The organism is Collinsella sp. OF02-10 (assembly GCF_003463445.1).
Taxonomy (GTDB): Bacteria; Actinomycetota; Coriobacteriia; order Coriobacteriales; family Coriobacteriaceae; genus Collinsella.
The window spans coordinates 1-19,220 of sequence record NZ_QSCW01000001.1 but is presented as its reverse complement, the minus strand read 5'-3'; the positions used below and the strand labels follow the sequence as shown (position 1 = coordinate 19,220).

The 19,220-nt window shown below is 59.7% G+C and carries 15 protein-coding genes; 8 read left to right on the top strand and 7 right to left on the bottom strand.

The genetic code is table 11. The features are described from left to right. The first annotated feature begins 3 nt into the window (after window positions 1–3). The 3 genes from DXA43_RS00075 to DXA43_RS00065 all read left to right on the top strand — a co-directional run bounded on the left by DXA43_RS00075 (window position 4) and on the right by DXA43_RS00065 (window position 3,647). Window positions 4–900 (top strand): LysR family transcriptional regulator, encoded by an 897-nt coding sequence (locus tag DXA43_RS00075; protein ID WP_117805906.1) that lies wholly within the window; start codon window positions 4–6, stop codon window positions 898–900. A 155-nt stretch (window positions 901–1,055) separates the two neighbouring features. After that, the gene (locus DXA43_RS00070) at window positions 1,056–2,189 is read left to right on the top strand and encodes a 5-methyltetrahydropteroyltriglutamate--homocysteine S-methyltransferase (protein ID WP_233539972.1); all 1,134 of its coding nucleotides are present in this window, start codon (window positions 1,056–1,058) and stop codon (window positions 2,187–2,189) included. Between the two features lie 123 nt (window positions 2,190–2,312). Continuing rightward, the gene (locus DXA43_RS00065; RefSeq protein WP_117805904.1) at window positions 2,313–3,647 is read left to right on the top strand and encodes a uracil-xanthine permease family protein; all 1,335 of its coding nucleotides are present in this window, start codon (window positions 2,313–2,315) and stop codon (window positions 3,645–3,647) included. Between the two features lie 59 nt (window positions 3,648–3,706). On the opposite strand, the gene DXA43_RS00060 is transcribed toward DXA43_RS00065, so the two are convergent. The 4 genes from DXA43_RS00060 to DXA43_RS00045 all read right to left on the bottom strand — a co-directional run bounded on the left by DXA43_RS00060 (window position 3,707) and on the right by DXA43_RS00045 (window position 9,938). Further along, window positions 3,707–4,372 carry an alpha/beta hydrolase gene (locus DXA43_RS00060; protein WP_117805903.1) on the bottom strand — a complete coding sequence of 222 codons (666 nt, stop codon included), beginning with the start codon at window positions 4,370–4,372 and terminating at the stop codon, window positions 3,707–3,709. A 207-nt stretch (window positions 4,373–4,579) separates the two neighbouring features. Next, a complete protein-coding gene (locus tag DXA43_RS00055) occupies window positions 4,580–6,370 on the bottom strand; it encodes a carbohydrate-binding domain-containing protein (protein ID WP_158564909.1) in 1,791 nt (596 codons plus the stop codon). A 271-nt stretch (window positions 6,371–6,641) separates the two neighbouring features. After that, complete coding sequence (locus DXA43_RS00050) at window positions 6,642–8,417, bottom strand: carbohydrate-binding domain-containing protein (protein ID WP_158564908.1); 1,776 nt, start codon at window positions 8,415–8,417, stop codon at window positions 6,642–6,644. 207 nt (window positions 8,418–8,624) lie between these two features. Beyond that, window positions 8,625–9,938 carry an NCS2 family permease gene (locus tag DXA43_RS00045; RefSeq protein ID WP_117805900.1) on the bottom strand — a complete coding sequence of 438 codons (1,314 nt, stop codon included), beginning with the start codon at window positions 9,936–9,938 and terminating at the stop codon, window positions 8,625–8,627. Window positions 9,939–10,131: 193 nt separating this feature from the next. Here DXA43_RS00045 and DXA43_RS00040 point away from each other — a divergent pair, with 193 nt between their 5' ends. Together DXA43_RS00040 and bsh are read left to right on the top strand one after the other, a co-directional pair. Continuing rightward, window positions 10,132–10,551, top strand: coding sequence for a peptide deformylase (locus DXA43_RS00040; RefSeq protein WP_035137017.1), 420 nt, complete (start codon window positions 10,132–10,134; stop codon window positions 10,549–10,551). A 131-nt stretch (window positions 10,552–10,682) separates the two neighbouring features. After that, a complete protein-coding gene (gene bsh, locus DXA43_RS00035) occupies window positions 10,683–11,648 on the top strand; it encodes a choloylglycine hydrolase (RefSeq protein ID WP_117805899.1) in 966 nt (321 codons plus the stop codon). Between the two features lie 81 nt (window positions 11,649–11,729). On the opposite strand, the gene DXA43_RS00030 is transcribed toward bsh, so the two are convergent. Together DXA43_RS00030 and DXA43_RS00025 are read right to left on the bottom strand one after the other, a co-directional pair. Beyond that, window positions 11,730–13,976: a KUP/HAK/KT family potassium transporter gene (locus DXA43_RS00030; protein ID WP_117805898.1), complete on the bottom strand. Its 2,247-nt coding sequence runs from the start codon at window positions 13,974–13,976 to the stop codon at window positions 11,730–11,732. Between the two features lie 139 nt (window positions 13,977–14,115). After that, window positions 14,116–15,027 (bottom strand): DMT family transporter, encoded by a 912-nt coding sequence (locus DXA43_RS00025; RefSeq protein WP_117805897.1) that lies wholly within the window; start codon window positions 15,025–15,027, stop codon window positions 14,116–14,118. Between the two features lie 118 nt (window positions 15,028–15,145). Between DXA43_RS00025 and DXA43_RS00020 the strand changes: the two genes are divergently transcribed. Further along, window positions 15,146–16,003: a LysR family transcriptional regulator gene (locus tag DXA43_RS00020; protein ID WP_117805896.1), complete on the top strand. Its 858-nt coding sequence runs from the start codon at window positions 15,146–15,148 to the stop codon at window positions 16,001–16,003. 201 nt (window positions 16,004–16,204) lie between these two features. Beyond that, window positions 16,205–17,686, top strand: a complete 1,482-nt coding sequence (locus DXA43_RS00015; RefSeq protein WP_117757320.1) for an aminotransferase class I/II-fold pyridoxal phosphate-dependent enzyme — start codon at window positions 16,205–16,207, stop codon at window positions 17,684–17,686. Between the two features lie 199 nt (window positions 17,687–17,885). On the opposite strand, the gene DXA43_RS00010 is transcribed toward DXA43_RS00015, so the two are convergent. Further along, window positions 17,886–18,296, bottom strand: a complete 411-nt coding sequence (locus tag DXA43_RS00010; RefSeq protein WP_117805895.1) for a peptide deformylase — start codon at window positions 18,294–18,296, stop codon at window positions 17,886–17,888. 214 nt (window positions 18,297–18,510) lie between these two features. Here DXA43_RS00010 and DXA43_RS00005 point away from each other — a divergent pair. Continuing rightward, the coding region (locus tag DXA43_RS00005; protein ID WP_117805894.1) for a hypothetical protein at window positions 18,511–19,220 on the top strand (710 nt) is incomplete at its 3' end.

The window sequence follows — 19,220 nt, the reverse complement described above, 5'->3', positions numbered from 1 at the left end:
GCTATGAAGCTTCAGCAGCTCAGATATGTTGTAAAGGTTGCCGAATGCGGCAGCATCACCGAGGCCTCGCGCCGACTCTTTGTGTCGCAGCCTTCGATTACCGCGTCGATCCGCGATCTCGAAAACGAGATGGGTGTGCATATCTTTGAGCGCACCAACAAGGGTGTCATTGTGTCCGAGGAGGGCGAGACCTTCTTGGGCTACGCGCGCCAGGTGCTCGACCAGGCCGACCTGCTCGAGGGCAAGTACAAAGGAGCATCCGAACAGGTGCCGCATTTTAGCGTAAGCTGTCAGCACTATTCCTTTGCCGTCAACGCGTTTGTCGACGTGATCCGCGAGTTCGATGCCGCGCGCTACGACTTTACCCTGCGCGAGGAGCAGACCCACGAGATTATCGAGGATGTCGCGCACATGAAAAGCGAGCTGGGCATTCTGTATCTGTCGGAGCACAATCGCGAGGTCATCGAGCGCATGCTGGCGGCCAACGAGCTCGTATTCGAGGGGCTTTTCTGCGCCACGCCGCATGTCTTCGTCTGCGCCGACCATCCGCTGGCGGACCACGCCAGCGTGACGCTCGAGGATCTGGAAGACTATCCGTTTTTATCCTACGAGCAGGGCAGTTACAACTCGTTTTACTATTCCGAGGAGCTGACCTCGACGTTTGAGCGTCGCAAGAATATCCGCGTGCGCGACCGTGCGACGCTGTTCAACCTGGCCATGGGCCTCAACGGCTACACGGTGTGTTCGGGCGTGATCAGCCATGAACTTAACGGCCCCGGCATCATCTCGATTCCGCTCGATGTAGACGAGTACATGGAGATCGGCATTATCACGCGCAAGAACACGACACTTACGCGCTACGGGCAGGCCTATATCGAAGCGATTCGTCAGCACATCTAGACTGCTGCGTTCTGCACGGGTCAAATCTCTTTATGGCAGTCTCAACTGATATAGGAAGCATCTATATCAAACTGTTATAAACGCATATTTTACGATGGCCATATGAGCGCTCATACTCTGTCCCAGTAAAGCAACCAATGCAAAGGGAGATATCTATGAGCACTTCGATTCAACCGAACGCGCCGTTTCGCGCCGATATCGTCGGCAGTTTTCTTCGTCCGCAGGTCGTGAAGGACGCCCGTGCCGCCTACGCCGCGGGTACGCTCGATGCCGAGGGGCTTAAGGCCGTCGAGGATGAGGCTATTCGCGACCTAGTGGACAAGCAAAAGACCGCCGGCCTGCAGGTCATCACCGATGGCGAGTTTCGCCGCAGCTACTGGCACCTCGATTTTATGTGGGGGCTGAACGGCGTCGAGCGTCGCACCTCGCGTACGGGCTATATGTTCCACGATGAGGAGACCACCGCCGACACCGCCGTGGTGACTGGTCCCATTAGCGGCGAGAGTCATCCGTTCGTCGAGCACTTCAAATTTGTCAAGGCGCTCGAGGGGGAGGGCCAGGTCACGCGGCAAACCATTCCGGCGCCGATCCAGACGTTCTCCGAAGTCACGCTCGACCGCTGCGATGGCCAGCAGGAGAGCCTGCGCGCTGTCTATAAGACCGACGAAGAGCTCGCCGACGCCATCGCGGCGGCATACCGCACCGTGATTGCCGACCTGTATGCCGCAGGCTGCCGCAACATTCAATTTGATGACTGCACCTGGGGCATCTATTGCGATACCGACTTTGTGGCAAAGACTGGTATGAGCCCGGTCGACCTGCAAAAGGTGTCCGAGCTGGGCGTGGCGCTCAACAACGCCGCCATCGAGGGCAAGCCCGACGACCTGGTCATCAACACGCATGTGTGCCGTGGTAATTACCACTCCACCTATGCCTTCGAGGGCGGCTATGACCCCATCGCGCCGTACCTGTTCGCACACGAGAACGTCGATGCGTTTTACCTTGAGTTCGATACGCCGCGTGCCGGTGGCTTTGAGCCGCTCAAGTACGTTGCCCCCGGCAAGAAGGTCGTGTTGGGCCTGGTGACTACCAAGGCCGCTGAGCTTGAGGACGAGGATGCCATCGTCGAGCGCATTCACGAGGCTGCAAAGTATGTTCCGCTCGAGAACCTGTATCTGTCGCCCCAGTGCGGCTTTGCCAGCTGCGAGATTGGCAACAAGCTGACCGAGGACGAGCAATGGGCAAAGATCGCGCTGGTCAAGCGTATTGCCGAGCGCGTTTGGAAATAGCGGTAACGTTCGCAGGTGACGGCGCGTGCGAGACATGGCGCATCGCGTACAATGGTTCGGATCGTATCGTTCGGGCAGGTAATCCGATATGCCCGGGCGCCCTTCCATTATGAAAGGACATCCATGTCCCAATCCTCGACGCCCGCCGTCGCCGATGCCATCTACGATGCGTCGTCGCTCGGTCGCCCGCGCATGTTCCTACTCGGTCTGCAGCATCTATTCGCGATGTTCGGTGCCACGGTGCTCGTACCCGTGCTCACCGGTCTCTCGGTGTCGGCGACCCTTTTGTTTGCCGGCCTGGGCACGCTGCTCTTCCACTTCCTATCGCGCGGCAAGGTGCCAGCGTTTTTGGGATCTTCGTTTGCCTTTATCGCGGGCTATGCCGCCATCGCGCCCAACGGCGAGGCCGAGCTTTTGCCCTACGCCTGCCTAGGTGTAGCCTGTGCCGGCCTGCTCTATCCGGTGCTGGCGGCCCTGTTTCGCGCGTTTGGTGCCAAGCGCGTTATGCGCTTCTTCCCGCCGGTGGTGACTGGCCCCATCGTCATTTCCATCGGCTTGATCCTGGCAAGTTCCGCTATTGCTAACTGTCAGACCAACTGGCTTGTGGCTGTCATTGCCGTTGCCGTTATCGTCATCTGCAACATCTGGGGTCGCGGCATGGTCAAGATCGTGCCGATTTTGCTGGGCGTTGTGGTGAGCTATGCCGTTGCGACTGCGCTCGGCGAGGTTGATTTCTCGGGCGTCGCAGCCGCTCCCTGGGTTGGCTTGCCCGTCGTGTGGGACAACACGGTGTTTGCACTCTTTGGGCCGCAGTTTGATAGCGGCCTCGCCACGACGGCCATCATTACCATCATGCCGCTGGCCTTTGCGACCATGATCGAGCATATCGGTGATATCTCGGCTATCGGCTCCACTTGCGAGCGTAACTACATCGCCGACCCCGGCCTGCACCGCACGCTGCTCGGCGACGGCCTTGCCACGATCCTGGCTTCGCTCTTTGGTGCTCCGGCCAACACCACCTATGGCGAGAACACCGGCGTGCTCGCTCTGACGCGCGTGTTCGACCCGCGCGTGATTCGCATTGCCGCGTGTTGCGCCATCGTGCTTTCGTTCTGCCCCAAGTTCGCCGCGGTCATTGCGGCCATGCCGGCATGCGTTATCGGCGGTGTGTCGCTTGTGCTCTACGGCATGATCAGCGCCGTGGGCGTACGCAACCTTATCGAAAACCAGGTCGATTTCCAGAACAACCGCAACGTGCTGGTGGCCGCTCTGGTGCTCGTGCTTTCACTCGGCATTGCGTACAGCACCGCCGGCGCCATCGTGCTGGAGTTGGGCGGCGTGACGATTTCGCTTTCCGGCCTTGCCGTGGGCTCGCTGGTGGGTATCGTGCTCAACGCCATCCTGCCGGGTAACGACTTTGAGTCCGACGTTTCTGAGCTTGAGGAGACTGTCGAGTAGTAGTTGTGTTCAGCTAAATCAAAAAAAATGGCGCCCATGCGTACGCGCGGGCGCCTTTTTTAATGCGTCAATATCCAGTGGATGCCACGTGCCATGCGCAGATCGGTTTGGGCAAAGTGGTTGCCGGGGTTGAGCTCCAGCGTCGTGGGAATACCACGTTCGACGAGCAGTTTTTCCATGGCGCGCGTGTCGTCGAGTACGTGCCGCATCATGCGGTTGGGCGTCTTGGTTTCCTTTTTGCCGAGTGACAGATAGACGGCGTCGGGCGTAGCTGTCATCGTGCGCTCGCGCGCGTAGTCGATAAAGCCGGGGAACCACAGCGACCCCGATGCACTCGCCGCGCGCTCAAAGACATCTGTTTGCCAAAGTGCCCACAGTGCAAAAAGACCCGCCAACGAGTAGCCGGCAACGCCGCGCCAGGTGGGCGGTTGCGGGAGCGATGATTCGGCCTCTGGGATTATCTGCTTCAACAACTCGTCAAGAAAACCAGCGGCCTGTCCACCAAAGGGCTCGGCATCGCGCACGGTACCGTCGCATCCCCAGGGGCTCAGCTCGCGATTCCAGTTGAGGCTGCCAATGCCGACAAGCGTGAAGGGCGGGCAGTTGAGCTCTCGGCAGCGTTCATAAACCTCCGTGCCGTCGCCCATGACCACGGGAAGATAGATGACTGGTGCGCTTTCGGCATGCTGTGCATGAACGGTTATCTGCTTTTGATGCGCTTCCATGACGGGCTTCTCTCGGCGTTGTGATATCGACGGCCCCCATTGTCGCACGCCGGCTCATGCAGGTTGGGCTAGACCAAAGACAATCTCGTGCATACCCTGCGGACGCATATGGAAAACGCCACCGCCGGAGGGGAGCTCGGCGGTGGCGTTGTTAAACGGTGCTGGGGCTCGGGGCCTTCGCGGGAGCTGCCATGTGCGCAGAGGCGTCTAAGAGCGCTTGCGGCTCGCCATGGTGCCTGCGGCGATAGCGGCTGTTCCCGCAAGGACGGTTGCCACGATGGCCGCACCCGAGGTGTCGCCGGTTGCCGCGAGCACGCCGGTAGTCTTGGCTTTCGTGATTGAAGCCGCAACGGCCTTGGTCGGCTTTGAGCCCTCAGGCTTGGGGTTCTGCTTGGACTCCGCGGGCTTGCTTTCTGCGGGCTTGGTCTCGTCGGGCTTGGGGTCTTCCGGCTTGGCTACCTCGGGAGGCGCGATGACCATGCTCTTGGCGACAGCTTCGTTATAGGGGGAGTCGATCACAGCGTCGCCTGTGCCGATGGCTTGGCCTGCCTCGTAGATGCCGTCACGGAGCTTGCGATAGTCAATGACCTTGCCGCCTTCGGGCGTCTGGATGGCGGCGTTCTCAATCTTGATGGTGCCGATTGTCTTGCCGTCAGCGCTCATGGCACGGGCAAAGATTGCCGCTGTATCTCCTTCGGTCGTTACCTTGCTGCGGATGATCGAGATGACTGCGGGTGTGACGCCCTCGCTGGTCTGGGCGATGATGCCGATGTTCTCGCCTTGGGGCTCGGGGCTCGTCTCACCATCTTTGTTTTCGCTGTAGGGGATGGGGCCGTCGCCGTTCCCGACATAGCGGGCTATGGCCTTGACAACGGAGTCGCTGATGTAGATGTGGCCACCCTCCTCGTTGGGTCGATCGTTTCTGGTGGAGAATGCAGCCGAAACCTCGCCTTCCGCAAACGCGTCCACGGTGGAGCCGTTCTTGACGACGATATCGTCTTGGTAGGTGAAGAGGGCAATGGCGTCACCGTATCTGCCTTTACTTGCGCGGACTGTCACGTTTGCATGATCGAGTGTGATGCCCTTGTGGGCATAGACGCCATATTCAACACCGTTTGCGTTGAGGGAGGCGTTTGTGGCTGCGAGGCTGCCCTTGGCCTCGACGGCGGCGTCTTTCTCGGAGCTCGCCTTGACCTGGCTGCCGTCCGAGATATTGATGTTGCCGCCGCTCCAAATGGCCTCACCATCGGCTGAGCTTGCCTCGACTGTGCCGCCACCCTTGATGGTGAGGTTCTTGTCGGTTCCGATACCCTTGTCCTTGGTAGCCCTGGCGGTGACGGCCCCGCTGTCGTCAATCGTGATATTGCCGTTTGCCCTGATGCCATCCGATACGCCCGTGGCGTTGACGTTGCCCGAACCTTTGATAGCGAGATCGCCCTCGGCGTCGATGGCATCAAACCCAGCGCTCGTGGCGTTGACGGATCCGACTCCGTCGATGTTGATATTACCCGTGGAGAGGATAGCGTCCTCAGTAGATGTCACGCTGAGCGTGCTGCCCGCGTCGCCTTGGATATTGAGCTCGGCGTTCTCATTCTTGCCATGAGAAGCCTTGATGCCTTCGATCCAGTCGGCAGTGACGATGTTGTTTCCCGAGTAATTCACGTTGAGCTTGCCTGCGGCCTGGATCTCGCCGCCGTTATAGTTGTTGAGCTTCAAGTCGTCGGCGCCGTCCCACGACCAGGTGCCGGTCTCGTCGCCCGCCGCAGTGCCGGCGTTGTATTTGGTTTCGCCGACCTTGACCCATTCCGCCGCGAGCGAGACGCTCGGCATGAGCAGCGAGCTCACCGTGAGCGCGCACACGGCGCCTACGACGATGCGGCGCGTCACGCGGCGCCAGCTGCCGTGCGCGAGTCCTATGCGACGGCGAACGTCGGGTTCGGCAACATGGGTTCCGGCGGTAGTGTCATTGCGTTTGGGGGTCGTGAACAAGGCTGCCATGGTTGCTCCCGTTCTCATAGGGCCTATACGGCTAGGTTCAGCGTATCTGCTGGATGTTGCCGGCGGTAGTGCCGTTTGGAGGGCAAAATGGCCAAAATGGGGGAGAAATAGGCCGCACGCCGGCGCAGGGACCGACGCTAAAAGAAAAGCGCGGGGCCGCATGGCGACTCCGCGCTTTATTGTTCAGCTTTTGCAGCCTTGCCCTTACGCTACGAAGAAGTAGACGGGGAAGGCAAGGGCTGCGATCCACCCGTCCTGTGCGAAAAAGTGTTTACGAGCGTTTGCGACTCGCCAGGGCGCCTGCGGCGATGGCGGCTGTTCCCGCAAGGGCGGCTGCCACGATGGCTGCGTTCGAGGTGTCGCCGGTTGCCGCGAGCTTGCCGACGGTCTTGGCTCCCTTGGCTGCAACTGCAACGGTCTTGGTTGTCTTCGTGCCCTCGGACTTGGAACCCTCTGGCTTGGTCTTGCCGTGCTTTTCCTCGGGCTTGGTCTCCTCGGGAGGCACGATGACCGTGCTCTTGGCGACTGCTTCGTTGTAGGGGGAGTCGATCACGGCGTCGCCCGTGCCGATGGTTTGACCCGCCTCGTAGACGATGCCGTCGCTGAGTTCTTCCTTGTTGCGATAGTCAATGACCTTGCCGCCTTCAGGCGTCTGGATGGTGGCTCCTTCGATTTCGATGGTGCCGATCGCCTTGCCGTCCGCGCTCATGGCAAGGGCGAAGATTGCCGCCGTGTCTCCCTCGGCCGTGACCCTGCTGCGGACGATCGAGATGGTCGCGGGCGTGATGCCCTCGCTGGTCTGCGCGAAGATGCCGATGTTCAGGCCCTCGGACTCAGGGATGATTTCGTCGTTTTGGTCTCCACTGTAGTGGTCGGGGCCGTCGCCGCTGGTCTCGGCATAGCGGACTATGGCCTTGACAACGGAGTCGCTGATGTAGATATGGCCACCCGCTTCGCCGGAGTAGAAATTACTGGTGGAGATTGCAACCGAGAACCTGCCTTCTGCGAGCGCATCCACAGTCGAGCCGTTCTTGATGACGATGTCGTCCTCATCGGTGAAGAGTGCGCTGACTTCCCCGCCATCTGAGCTTGCGCGGATCGTCACGGTCGCGCCATCGAGCGTGATGCCCTTGTAGACATAGATGCCATACCCAACGCCACTTGCGTTGAGGGAAGCGTTCGTGACCGTGAGGCTGTTTTTACCGTCGATGGCGGCGTCTTCCTCGGAGCTTGCCTTGACCTGGCTGCCACCCGAGATCTCGATACTGCCGTCGGCCCAAATCGCATTGTCCTCGATAGAGCTTGCCTCTACCTTGCCGCCGCCCTTTATGATGAGGTTCTCGTTAGCATCGATACCCTGATCCTCGGTGGCCTTGGCGGTGACGGTTCCGCTGTTGTCGATCGTGATGTTGCCGTCGGCCCTGATGCCATCCGAATCGCCCGTGGCGTTAACGTTTCCCGAGCCCTTGATGGTGACATCGCCCCCGGCATCGATGGCATCGTGCTCGGTGCTCGTGGCGTTGACAGTGCCAGCGCCGTCGATGTTGATGTTGCCGACGGAAGTGATGGCGTCACGAGAAGATGTCACGTTGAGCGTGCTGGACGCGTCGCCCTGAATATTAAGCTCGGCGTTCTCGTTCGCGCCATCCTTAACCTTGATGCCGCGGCCGTCGTCGTTAGTGACGGTGTTGTTGCCCTCGTAGCTCACGTTGAGCTTGCCCGCTGCCTCGATCGCGCCGCCGTTATAGCCGTTGAGCTTCATGTCATCGGCGCCATCCCATGACCAGGTACCGGCGGCGTCTCCCGTGGGGCCCGCGGCCGCTTCGTGGCGGACGCCGCCAACGTCCACCCACTCGGCTGCGAGCGAGATGCTCGGCATGAGCAGCGAGCTTACCGTAAGCGCGCATACGGCGCCTACAACGATGCGGCGCGTCGCGCGGCGCCAGCTGCCGTGTGCGAGCAGCGTGCGACGGCGCAGGTCGGGCTCGACAAAATGGGCTCCAGAGGTTTTGTCATTGCGCTTGGGGGTCGTGAACAAGGCGGCCATGGTTACTCCCATCCTCATAGGGCCTATGCGGTTATATCCAGCATATCTGCAGGATGTAGCCGTCGGTAGTGCCGTTTGGAGAGCAAAACGTCCAAAACTTGCGAAGCAATACATCGCGTGTCCGTGTGGTGCCTGGCTTTAAAAGCAAAGCGCGGAGCCGCTCGATGCGACTCCGCGCTTTGCTGTTTGGTATTGCGAATCTTGCGCCTACGCTACAAAGAAGTAGACGAGGAAGGCGAAGGCTGCGATCCACATGAGCGGCTTGATCTTGGAGGCCTCGCCCTTAAAGAGCGCGACGATCACGTAGGCGATAAAGCCCAGGCCAATGCCGGCAGAGATGGAGTAGGTGAAGGGCACGCCGGCGACAATCATGAACGCCGGGAAACCCTGCGACACGTCGGACCAGTCGATCTCGGAGGCCTCGCTCATCATGAGGTAACCGACGTAGACCAGAGCACCGCAGGTGGCGGCGCTGGAAACGATGGTGACGATGGGGGAGAAGAACGCGGCGAGAATGAACAGCACGCCGGTGGTGACGGAGGTGAGGCCCGTGCGGCCACCGTCGGCAGCGCCAGAGGTGGACTCGACGAAGGTGGTGATGGAGGAGACGCCCATAAAGCCACCGGCAGCAGCGGCCACGGAGTCGACGACCAGGATGGGACGGATGTCCTCGACATTGCCGTCCTCGGTTAGGAACTCGCCCTGCTTGGCGACGGCCATGGCGGTGCCCATGGTGTCAAAGAAGTCGCTCATGAGCAGCGAGAAGGCAACGACGAGCAGCATCGGGTCGGTCAGAACCTTCACGATGGCAAGGTTGCCATCGGCCGTGCTGGCAAACGGAGCACCGAAGGTCGAGAAGTCGAGCGGGGCGATGAGGCCCTCGGGCGCATGGGTGACGCCCAGCGGGATACCGGCGATAACGGCGACGATGATGCCGATGAGCAGCGAGCCCGGCACGTTGCGGGAAGCCAGGGCAACCGTCACGACGATGGAGATGATGCCGACGATAAAGGTGGGGGAGGTGATGTCGCCCAGGCCGACAAGCGTACCGGCGCCAGCGGTGATGATGCCGGCGTCGCACAGGCCGATCATGGCGATAAACAGGCCCAGACCCACCGAGATGGCGTGGCGCAGGACCACGGGGATGGCGTCCATGATGGCCTCGCGCAGGCCGCACAGGACGAGCAGCAAGATGACGATGCCCTCGAGGAAGATAACGCTCATGGCCACGTGCCAGTCGCCGCCGCACATGGTGGTGGTGATGCCCGCAATCATGGCGTTGATGCCCAGGCCCGACGCGCATGCGAGCGGACGGTTGGCGAAGATGCCCATGCAGATGGTCATGATGCCGGCGCCCAGGCAAGTGGCGCAGGCGAGCGCTCCCGCATCGATGCCGGCGCCCGAGAGCACTGCGGGGTTGACGGCGATGATGTAGGCCATCGCCAGGAATGTTGTCAGTCCAGCGCGAAGTTCGGTCCCGATTGTGGACTTGCGCTCACTGACGTGAAAAAGTTCGTCCATGCATACCCTTTCCTTGTTCGGCCCCGAGTTTAGGCCGATTGACACGAACCCACCCACTATATCGCCTTTGTGAAGTTGGTGTTCCTCACATGTTGATGTTCGGCGGTTTGTAACGGACGGGCGGTATCTTTCGCATGAAATTGTGTAGGTACCGTATACTTAAGCGGTTACAACGACCCCTATGGAGGAACGTATGATTAAAGAGCTTTGCCACGACGAGGCTATCCTGTCCCAGCGTTGCGAGGTTGCGACCGTCGAGGACGAGTCGGTTGCTCAGGACCTGATCGATACCATCAAGTCGCTCGACGATGCCGGCTGCCTTGCCGCTAACCAGATTGGCGTTACCAAGAAGGTTTGCGTCTACCTGGACGACGCCGGCGAGCCCCACGTGCTCTACAACCCCCGTCTGGTGTTTGGCCTGGGTGCCAGCAAGATGGAGGAGAGCTGCCTGACGCACGAGGAGGTCACCAAGTCCACGCGCTATATCAAGTGCAAGGTTGCCTTTGACCAGATCGTCGACGGCAAGATGAAGGAGTGCCGCCGCGATTACGCAGGCTTTGAGGCGCAAATGATCCAGCACATGATTGATCACTGCCTTGGAAAGTTGGTCTAAGGGGACCAAAGCACCGCACCTCGTCGTTTTTAGTCCGGGTATGACATTGTTGTCATGTCCGGACTTTTTTGTTTAGCGCTCCTTTGTTTGGTGACAATGACCTTAGTAAGAACATTGAGCTAGGAGGCGCTATGTGCACGAGCATTCGATTTACCGATAATTCCGGCCACATGTATCTGGGCCGCAACCTCGACTGGAGCTTTGGATACGGCGAGCAGGTTCGCGTGGTGCCCCGCGGGTTCCACATCCCGTACTCGTTTATCGACGATGCGACGGCGGCGCATGCGGTAATCGGTATGTGTATCGATTACAAGAACTATCCCATGTTTTTCGATTGCGGCAACGATGCGGGCCTGGCTGTGGCGGGGCTCAACTTTCCCGGCTATGCCGAGTATGCCGAGGGGCCGGTTGATGGCAAGACCAATATCGCGGCCTACGAGTTTCCCCTGTGGGTGGCGGCGACGTTCTCGACGGTCGACGAGGCCGAGGCTGCACTGCGCGATACGGTGATTGTCGCCAAATCTGCCGGCGAGGGCCTGGGCGTGTCGCTGCTCCATTGGATTATCGGCGACAGCCAGCGCAGTATCGTGGTCGAGATGATGGCCGACGGCCTGCATGTATACGACAATCCGGTCGACACCCTTGCCAACCAGCCGACCTTCCCGTGGCACATGGAAAACCTGCGCACCTATATCACCGCCACAAGCGATTTTCCGCAGACGGCGACATGGCGTGGCGCCGAGCTTAAGCCCTATGGAGCCGGTGCCGGCATGCGCGGTATTCCGGGCGATTGCTATTCGCCGAGCCGTTTTGTAAAGGCTGCCTACCTCAATGCCAATTACCCGCAAAAGGGCAGCGAGGCCGAAAACGTCGTCCGCATGTTCCGTTCGCTCGAGGGCGTGGCGATGATCGAGGGAGCGTCCAAGATGGGCGACGGCAAGTTCGAGAAGACTATCTATACCGGATGCTTTAGCGCGCGCACGGGCAATTATTACTACGCGATGTATGAGGATCCGTCGATTCGCTACGTGAGCCTGATGGATGCCGAGGGCGCGAGCCCCGATAGGCTTGTGGTTCCCGAGCCGCGTCGTTCGTAGCTCACTGGTCCGTTGCGACATAAAACGGCCTCGCACCTCTTATGAGATGCGAGGCCGTTGCCGTCAATGGCTGGTGGCGTGTTAGAAGTTGGCGTCGTTGAACTGGGTGCTCTCGAGTCCGTCGAGTTGCTGTTCGGGCGTATCGGCGACGCTCTCGAGCAGCTCGGTGGGATCGACGTTCATGCTCTTGCCGGCCTCGTTGCCATTGACCAGGTCGTCCGAGAAGATGTCGACCTCCATTTCCTCGGCCTCTTCGATCTGAACCTCGAGCGGCACCTGGGTGCGCACAAGTTTGACGGCCGGGCGCATGCGGGCAAAGAGCGGTACGTACTCAATGATGATGGCCGAGTTCTCGAGACCGTACCAGCGTGCCGGGCTTCCGCAGGCGCGGCGGACGGCGTACTTGATGGCCATCACGCGGTGGTCATTGCGGTTGATGTCCGTTTCGGGGGCAAGCATCTTGCGCAGCATGCAAAAGCGGAAGTCACCTACGTTGCCGCGCGTCTCGTAGATGGAGTAGGTGTGATGTTGCGGCGGCAGCTCGCCCGATGCCATCAAGTCGCCGACGATCTGACGCAGATAGGCGTTGACGCGCTGGTTGACCTTAAAGCCCAGGTCCAGGCGCACGCGGAACAAAAAGTCCGTGCCAAAGGTCTCGACGGAATACTCGTGCGTATAGGGTTCGTCGGTAACGTGCACGTTGATGAACCAGTATGCCTTGGCGCGCTTGGGATGCTTGTCCAGGATGGAATAGAGCACGTCTCGGTCGAGCGTGAGCGGGTCGGGGCTGTTGGTAAGGAACACCAGATTGTCGGCGAGCACGGGGTAGGTCTCGTCGTTGCGCAGGCGGTTGAGCTGATCGATGTACTTGGAGACGGGCAGCAGGATCGTCTGCGTGCGCTCGATGGCGGTGCCGCGGCGCCACACGTACATAAGGCCAAACAGCAGTGCGGCCAGGAAGATCATCACATAGCCGCCGTCAAAGAACATGGTGAGGCACGAGGCGAAGAAGCACAGCTCAATGGCACCAAAAAGCAGGGCGAAGACGCAGGCACCCAGCTTGTGCTTGAGGATGCCGGCGATGTAGCTCGTCAAAAGCGTTGTGGTCATGAGCATGGTCACGGTAATGGCGAGGCCGTAGGCACTCTCCATGCGCTCGGAGTTTTGGAACAGCAGCACGATGAAGATGCAGCCGACCCACATGATGTTATTGACGAGCGGAATATAGAGCTGGCCCTTGGTGTCGCTGGGGTAGTGGATGCGCAGGTGCGGCATAAGGTTGAGGCGCGTTGCCTCGGATACCAGCGAGAACGAGCCGGTGATGAGCGCCTGTGAGGCGATGATGGCCGCCACGGCCGAAAGCACGATGGTAAAGGGGCGTAGGGGCTCGGGGAGCATCATATAGAACGGGTTGACGATATCCATCGCGAGCATCTGGGGGTTGGAGTTATTGGCGAGTAGCCAAGCTCCCTGACCCAGATAGTTGAGGATAAGGGCCGCCTTAACAAATGGCCAGGATGCATAGATGTTTGCCTTGCCCACGTGGCCCATGTCCGAGTAGAGTGCCTCGGCACCGGTTGTCGACAGGAAGACAAAGCCGAGCACCATAATGCCCGAATGGTTGATGGGCGAGAACAGGAACATAATGCCGCGGATGGGGTTGAGCGCGCGCAAGATGGACAGGTTGCCGAGCATGTTGAACAGACCGGCGCCTGCCAGGAACAGGAACCACAGCGTCATGAGCGGGCCGAAGAGCTTGCCGATTGACGAGGTGCCGGCGCGCTGCATGGCAAATAGGCCGCAGATAATGATGATGGTGATGATGATGACGTTGGTCTGGCCGTCGCCCAGCAGCGCATGGCCCCATTCGATGGTGCGCAGACCCTCGATGGCTGTGGTGACCGTGACGGCGGGGGTGAGGATGCCGTCGGCGAGCAGCGCCGCGCCGCCGATCATGGCGGGCAGAATCAGCCATGGTGCCACCTTGCGTACGAGGCTGAACAGGGCGAAGATGCCGCCTTCGTTGTGGTTGTCGGCCTTCATGGCGATTACCACGTACTTGACCGTGGTCACGAGCGTCATGGTCCAGATGACGAGCGAAAGCGCGCCCAGGATCATGTCCTCGCTGACGGTACCGATGCCGCCGTTGTTGGCGACGATTGATTTCATGGTGTACATGGGGCTCGTGCCGATGTCGCCATAGACGACGCCGAGCGTTACGAGCAGCATGCCAGCGGAGAGGGGAATGGCTCCGTGCCCGCCTTGCCCGCGCTGGTCTTGGAGGTTTGCCTCCAGTTTGTTGTGTGCCACGAGGACTCCCTTAGACATCCGGTTATCTGTCTAGGACAAAAAACTTTATGCCGTCTTTATACATACAAGAGCAGTTTGGCACATCGGGTTATTTTAGACAATAATCCTCGGCTGGGGATTATTTATCTACGCAGGTAGCATTTCAAAGCAGGGGCTTTTAAGCACGTGCTATCTGGGCGATGCCAGCCTTGGCGTTTGCGCGTTTGCCGGCGAGTTCGCAAAAAATCGCGCCGCCGATGATAAGCGCGGCGCCCATCAGGCGGACCGGTGTTATGGCTTCACCCAAAAGGGCGGCCGAGAACACGACCGCCGAAAGCGGCTCGAGGTAGCCGACGACGGCGACGGTCTGGACGGGCAGCTTGGCGACGGCGCTAAAGTAGAGCAGGCAACCAATGCCGGTGTTGACGACGCCGAGCATAGCGACGGCGCGCCAATCAATACTGGCGGCGACGCCGGCGGACAGGAACGAGGGAGCGCCCTGCGTGATGAGCGTGAGGGCCAGTGCGGTCACAAAGGCGGCGCTCACTTGGAGTGCGGAGTTCTCGAGGCCCTCGATGTGAGGCGCACCCTTGCTGGCGATGACCATCAATGCATAGCAGAAGGCCGAGGCGATTCCACAGGCGATGCCCGCAATGGGCATATTGCCGCCTAGACCTTGTGCTGCAATGAGAAAAGCACCGCAGGCGACGGCGATAAAGCCGGCGATTTTGCTGCCGGTCAGCTTTTCGCCAAAAATGAGCGGGGAGAGGGCCATAACGATGATGGGGCCACAGTAATACAACAGCGAGGAGATACCAACGCCGATCGTCTGATAGGCGCGGAACAGGAAAATCCAGCTGGCGCCCAGCGCGGCGCCCGAGACGATGAGCGCTGCGGCCTCGCGGGGGCGAGACGGAGCCTGCAGGTTATGGCGCTTGGTTATGAAGAGGACGGCGGCAAGGGTGAGAGCGCCCAAAAACGTGCGCAACAGTACGATATCGGAGCTCGGCAGCGCGATGGCAGCGGCGATGATGCCGTTGGAGCCAAACAATAGCAATGCTGCTAAGTACGTAAACAATCCGTTGTTCATGTGCTGACATCCCCTCTATATTCGAGCATGTTCACTATGGGTGAACTGGCTTTAGAAGAAAAGCGAATATAATGCATGGATAACATGACAAAAACTCATGTAAAGGTGGAGGGGTGCCGTGGAAACGAATATTCAAAAGATGCAGGTGCTGCTCGAGACGGTGCGGGCCGGCAGTTTTACGCGCGCCGCCGAGCGGCTGAGCTATTCGCAGTCGGGCGTGAGCCGCATGGTGGCCGATCTCGAGGCCGACTGGGGCTTTAAAGTGCTCGATAGAAGCCGCGAGGGCGTAGTGCTTTCTGCCGATGGGCGGCAGGTTATGCCGGCAGTCGAGGCGTTATGCGAAGAGTTTGGCCGCCTGCAGCGACGGGTGGATGAGATGCGCGGGCTCATGCGCGGCAAAATCTGCATCGGTACGTTTTCGAGTGTGGCGACCCACGTGTTGCCGCCGGTGATTGCGCGTTTTCGCGCCGATCACCCGGACGTCGATTATGAGTTGCTGATGGGCGATTACTCAGAGATTGAACAATGGGTGGCAGAGGGCCGCTGCGATCTGGGCTTTATCCCGCGTGAGCCACGCGGCGCCGGCATGGCGTCGCGGCCGTTGGTGCAAGACGAGCTGATGGCCGTGGTGCCAGCGGACTCCTCGCTTGCCACCGCGGAGGTCGTTTCCCTTGCCGATTTGGCCAACGAGCAGTTTATTCTGCTGGAACGCGGTAGCGACGACGAGATTACGCCGCTGTTCCGCCGCGCGGGCCTGGCGGTGCGCTCTAAGCTGTCGACCTGGGATGATTATGCGATTATGGCTATGGTCGAGGACGGCCTGGGCGTGAGCATTCTTCCCGCGCTCATCTTGCGCCGCTGCCAGTTCGATGTTGCCGTGCGTTCGCTCGAAGGGCATCCCCATCGGCAGATCAACGCCATATATCGAACGGCTGACGTTTCGCTTGCCGCCGCTCGATTCCTCGAATACCTCTAAACGCGTGCACGTCATTGTCTGCTTTGGGCAAATCTCTGAGTCCGGTACATTTTCTTATGAAATTGAACTTTCGAATGAGGTGCCGCGTTATACTGCTTCCTAAATTGAACTCAGGTTCAATTCGTGTTGTATAAATTGAACTTTGCCAGCAAGGAGGTTCTAGTGGCCCAAGAGACGTTTAGCGATCGTCTGCGACAGGCTATGTCCGATCGCGACGTTCGCCAGTCGGACGTGATCCGCGCATCGGAGATGCTCGGCAAAAAACTCGGCAAGAGTCAGATGAGCCAATATGTGAGCGGCAAGACGATTCCGCGGCGCGATGTGGCTGAGCTGCTCGCCCGTATTTTGGAGGTCGATGTTACCTGGCTGCTTGCCGGCGACGCCGATCAAGGCGAGGCATCATCACCCCGCAACGATTCCAAGCCCGAACCCCATCCCTCAGCTCAAATTGCAAGGAGCACCACCATGCGTACTTTTTCTAAATCCACTAAACTCGACAACGTCCTGTATGACGTGCGCGGTCCCGTCGTCGACGAGGCCGCCCGTATGGAGGACGAGGGAGAGCGCATTCTCAAGCTCAACATCGGCAACCCGGCGCCCTTCGGTTTCCGCACGCCCGATGAGGTCATCAAGGACATGCGCCAGCAGCTGCCCGACTGCGAAGGCTATTCCAACTCGCGTGGCCTGTTCTCCGCGCGCAAGGCGATCATGCAGTATTCGCAGATCAAGGGCCTGCCCAACGTTCAGATGGAGCATATCTACACGGGCAACGGCGTGTCCGAGCTCATTCAGCTTTCGATGAACGCGCTGCTCGACAATGGCGACGAGATTCTGATCCCCAGCCCCGACTATCCGCTCTGGACGGCGTGCGCAACCCTTGCCGGCGGTCATCCCGTGCACTATCTGTGCGATGAGCAGGCGGATTGGTATCCCGACCTGGAGGATATGGAGTCCAAGATCACGAGCGCGACCAAAGCCCTCGTCATCATCAACCCCAACAACCCCACGGGTTCCGTCTATCCGCGCGAGGTGCTCGAGGGCATCGTCGAGGTTGCACGCAGGCATCAGCTGATGATCTTTGCTGATGAGATCTACGACCGCCTGTGCATGGACGGCTACGAGCACGTCTCGATTGCCTCGCTCGCTCCCGATCTGCCCTGCGTCACCTTTAGCGGTCTGTCCAAGTCGCACATGATCGCGGGCTATCGTATTGGCTGGATGGTGCTTTCGGGCAACCAGCGCTGCATGAGCGACTTCATCATGGGCATCAACATGCTCTCCAACATGCGCCTGTGCTCCAACGTGCCGGCTCAGTCGATCGTTCAGACGGCGCTCGGTGGCCATCAGTCCGTCAACGACTACATCCGCCCCGGCGGCCGTGTCTACGAGCAGCGCAACTTTGTGTATGAGGCGCTCAACAAGATTGACGGCATCTCGGTGGTTAAGCCGCGTGCGGCGTTCTACATCTTCCCCAAGATGGATGTGAAGAAGTTCAACATTACCGATGACGAGCAGTTCGCCCTTGACCTGCTGCACGAGAAGAAGATCCTGATCACGCGCGGCGGCGGCTTCAACTGGGCTGAGCCCGACCACTTCCGTATCGTGTACCTGCCGCGCATGGAAGTGCTCAAAGAGTCCCTCGAAGACCTCGCCGACTTCTTCGATCATTACCGTCAATCGTAGGGGATTAGGTGTCTGCCGCCACAAGAATCGAGGCGTAGCAGGATAGACATACGACAGCGAGCGAGCCGCATTTGCGCCAAGGTGACGTGAAATGAGAGGGCGCTGACCTTTTGGTCGCGCCCTCGAAATTGAACGTCAGATTGGCATGAATGCGGCTCGCGCAGCGTCAAGTGGTCCGCCGTTCGGTAGAACGGCGGAACTAGATCACAATTCCGTTGCAGTGGTCGATTTCGTGTTGGATGATCTCGGCGGTGTAACCCGAGAAGTTTTTGATGCGGTGGACGAAGTTCTCGTCCAAATACTCCACCTTAATGCGACGATAGCGGGTACAGGGACGCTCTCCAGCCAGCGAAAGGCATCCTTCGCTCGTCTGATAGGCATTGACCTGCTCAAGAATTTGAGGGTTGTACATCAACAGCGCCCTGTTGCCATCCTTTACGCAGATGATGCGTTTGCGCACGCCGATCATGTTGGCGGCGAGACCCACGCACTCGTGCTCATGCTCATGGAGCGTATCCAGGAGGTCCTGCCCGGTCACGGCGTCATCGGGACCCGCGTCTTCGGAAGGCGGGCGTAAAAAGAACTCGGATTTCATGATGGGCTTAATCATGGCGGGCTCCTTAAGGTGGACACGTTTGGTTCAGGTCATGATACCGCGACATGTCGCATTAATGTGTGCACATAGATTCTGCAGCTAGATTGGCGGGCGACACCATAAACTAATGGACGTTTTGCCGAGAGGCATGAATGTTTAAAGCGCAAAGAGTGCGCGACGGGCCCCGCGAATGGGGCGATGATGCCCGAGAGGGCCAAGAAGGAGTCTCATGTCCGAGAACGAAGAGATCATGAACGAGACCGAGAACGAGACCATGGCTGCCGAGGTTGAGGCAGTCGAGACCGTGGAGACCGAAGCTGCCGAGGTTGAGGCTGCTGACGAGGTTTCCGCCGAGGAGGAGGCCGAGGTTGTCGAGGCCGCCGTTGATTACGATGACGAAGAGCTGATGGACAAGATGCAGAAGGCCGCCCGCCTGCTGCGTAGCCGTCGCTTTGCTATTTCCAAGGAGGAGGAGGCCAAGGCCGAGCGCATGGCAAACATCGAGCGCGCCATCAAGCTCCTTGACCTCAAGCCCAAGATGGAGCAGAAGGAGATGTCCGACCTGCTGGGCATGCGCCTCCGTGAGCTCGATGGCCTGATGGCCGAGGCCGAGGCTGCCGATCTGGTCGGCCGCATCGACGACGCCGAGGGCGATATGCGCAAGATCGTCGTCTTCGCTGCCGAGGATGCTGCCGAGGGCCTGGTCGAGCTTGCCAACAAGAAGGAGAAGCTCCTGCCCGAGCTTTCTTATGAGGAGGCCACCGAGCTGATGGCCGCCCTCGATAAGGTTATCGCTCCGCTTGTCGCCATGGGCTTGGACGAGGACCGCGGTCCTCGTGGCGGCCGTGACGAGCGCGGTGGCCGTGGCGGTGACCGTGGCGGTCGCGGCGGCTTTGGCGATCGCGGTGGCCGTGGCGGTGACCGCGGCGGTCGCGGCGG

What these genes read in the sequence shown, in the direction of transcription:
- DXA43_RS00075 (WP_117805906.1), top strand. Translation starts at nt 4, where the DNA reads ATGAAGCTTCAGCAGCTCAGATATGTTGTAAAGGTTGCCGAATGCGGC.
- DXA43_RS00070 (WP_233539972.1), top strand. Translation starts at nt 1,056, where the DNA reads ATGAGCACTTCGATTCAACCGAACGCGCCGTTTCGCGCCGATATCGTC.
- DXA43_RS00065 (WP_117805904.1), top strand. Translation starts at nt 2,313, where the DNA reads ATGTCCCAATCCTCGACGCCCGCCGTCGCCGATGCCATCTACGATGCG.
- DXA43_RS00060 (WP_117805903.1), bottom strand. Translation starts at nt 4,372, where the DNA reads ATGGAAGCGCATCAAAAGCAGATAACCGTTCATGCACAGCATGCCGAA.
- DXA43_RS00055 (WP_158564909.1), bottom strand. Translation starts at nt 6,370, where the DNA reads ATGGCAGCCTTGTTCACGACCCCCAAACGCAATGACACTACCGCCGGA.
- DXA43_RS00050 (WP_158564908.1), bottom strand. Translation starts at nt 8,417, where the DNA reads ATGGCCGCCTTGTTCACGACCCCCAAGCGCAATGACAAAACCTCTGGA.
- DXA43_RS00045 (WP_117805900.1), bottom strand. Translation starts at nt 9,938, where the DNA reads ATGGACGAACTTTTTCACGTCAGTGAGCGCAAGTCCACAATCGGGACC.
- DXA43_RS00040 (WP_035137017.1), top strand. Translation starts at nt 10,132, where the DNA reads ATGATTAAAGAGCTTTGCCACGACGAGGCTATCCTGTCCCAGCGTTGC.
- bsh (WP_117805899.1), top strand. Translation starts at nt 10,683, where the DNA reads ATGTGCACGAGCATTCGATTTACCGATAATTCCGGCCACATGTATCTG.
- DXA43_RS00030 (WP_117805898.1), bottom strand. Translation starts at nt 13,976, where the DNA reads ATGTCTAAGGGAGTCCTCGTGGCACACAACAAACTGGAGGCAAACCTC.
- DXA43_RS00025 (WP_117805897.1), bottom strand. Translation starts at nt 15,027, where the DNA reads ATGAACAACGGATTGTTTACGTACTTAGCAGCATTGCTATTGTTTGGC.
- DXA43_RS00015 (WP_117757320.1), top strand. Translation starts at nt 16,205, where the DNA reads ATGTCCGATCGCGACGTTCGCCAGTCGGACGTGATCCGCGCATCGGAG.
- DXA43_RS00010 (WP_117805895.1), bottom strand. Translation starts at nt 18,296, where the DNA reads ATGATTAAGCCCATCATGAAATCCGAGTTCTTTTTACGCCCGCCTTCC.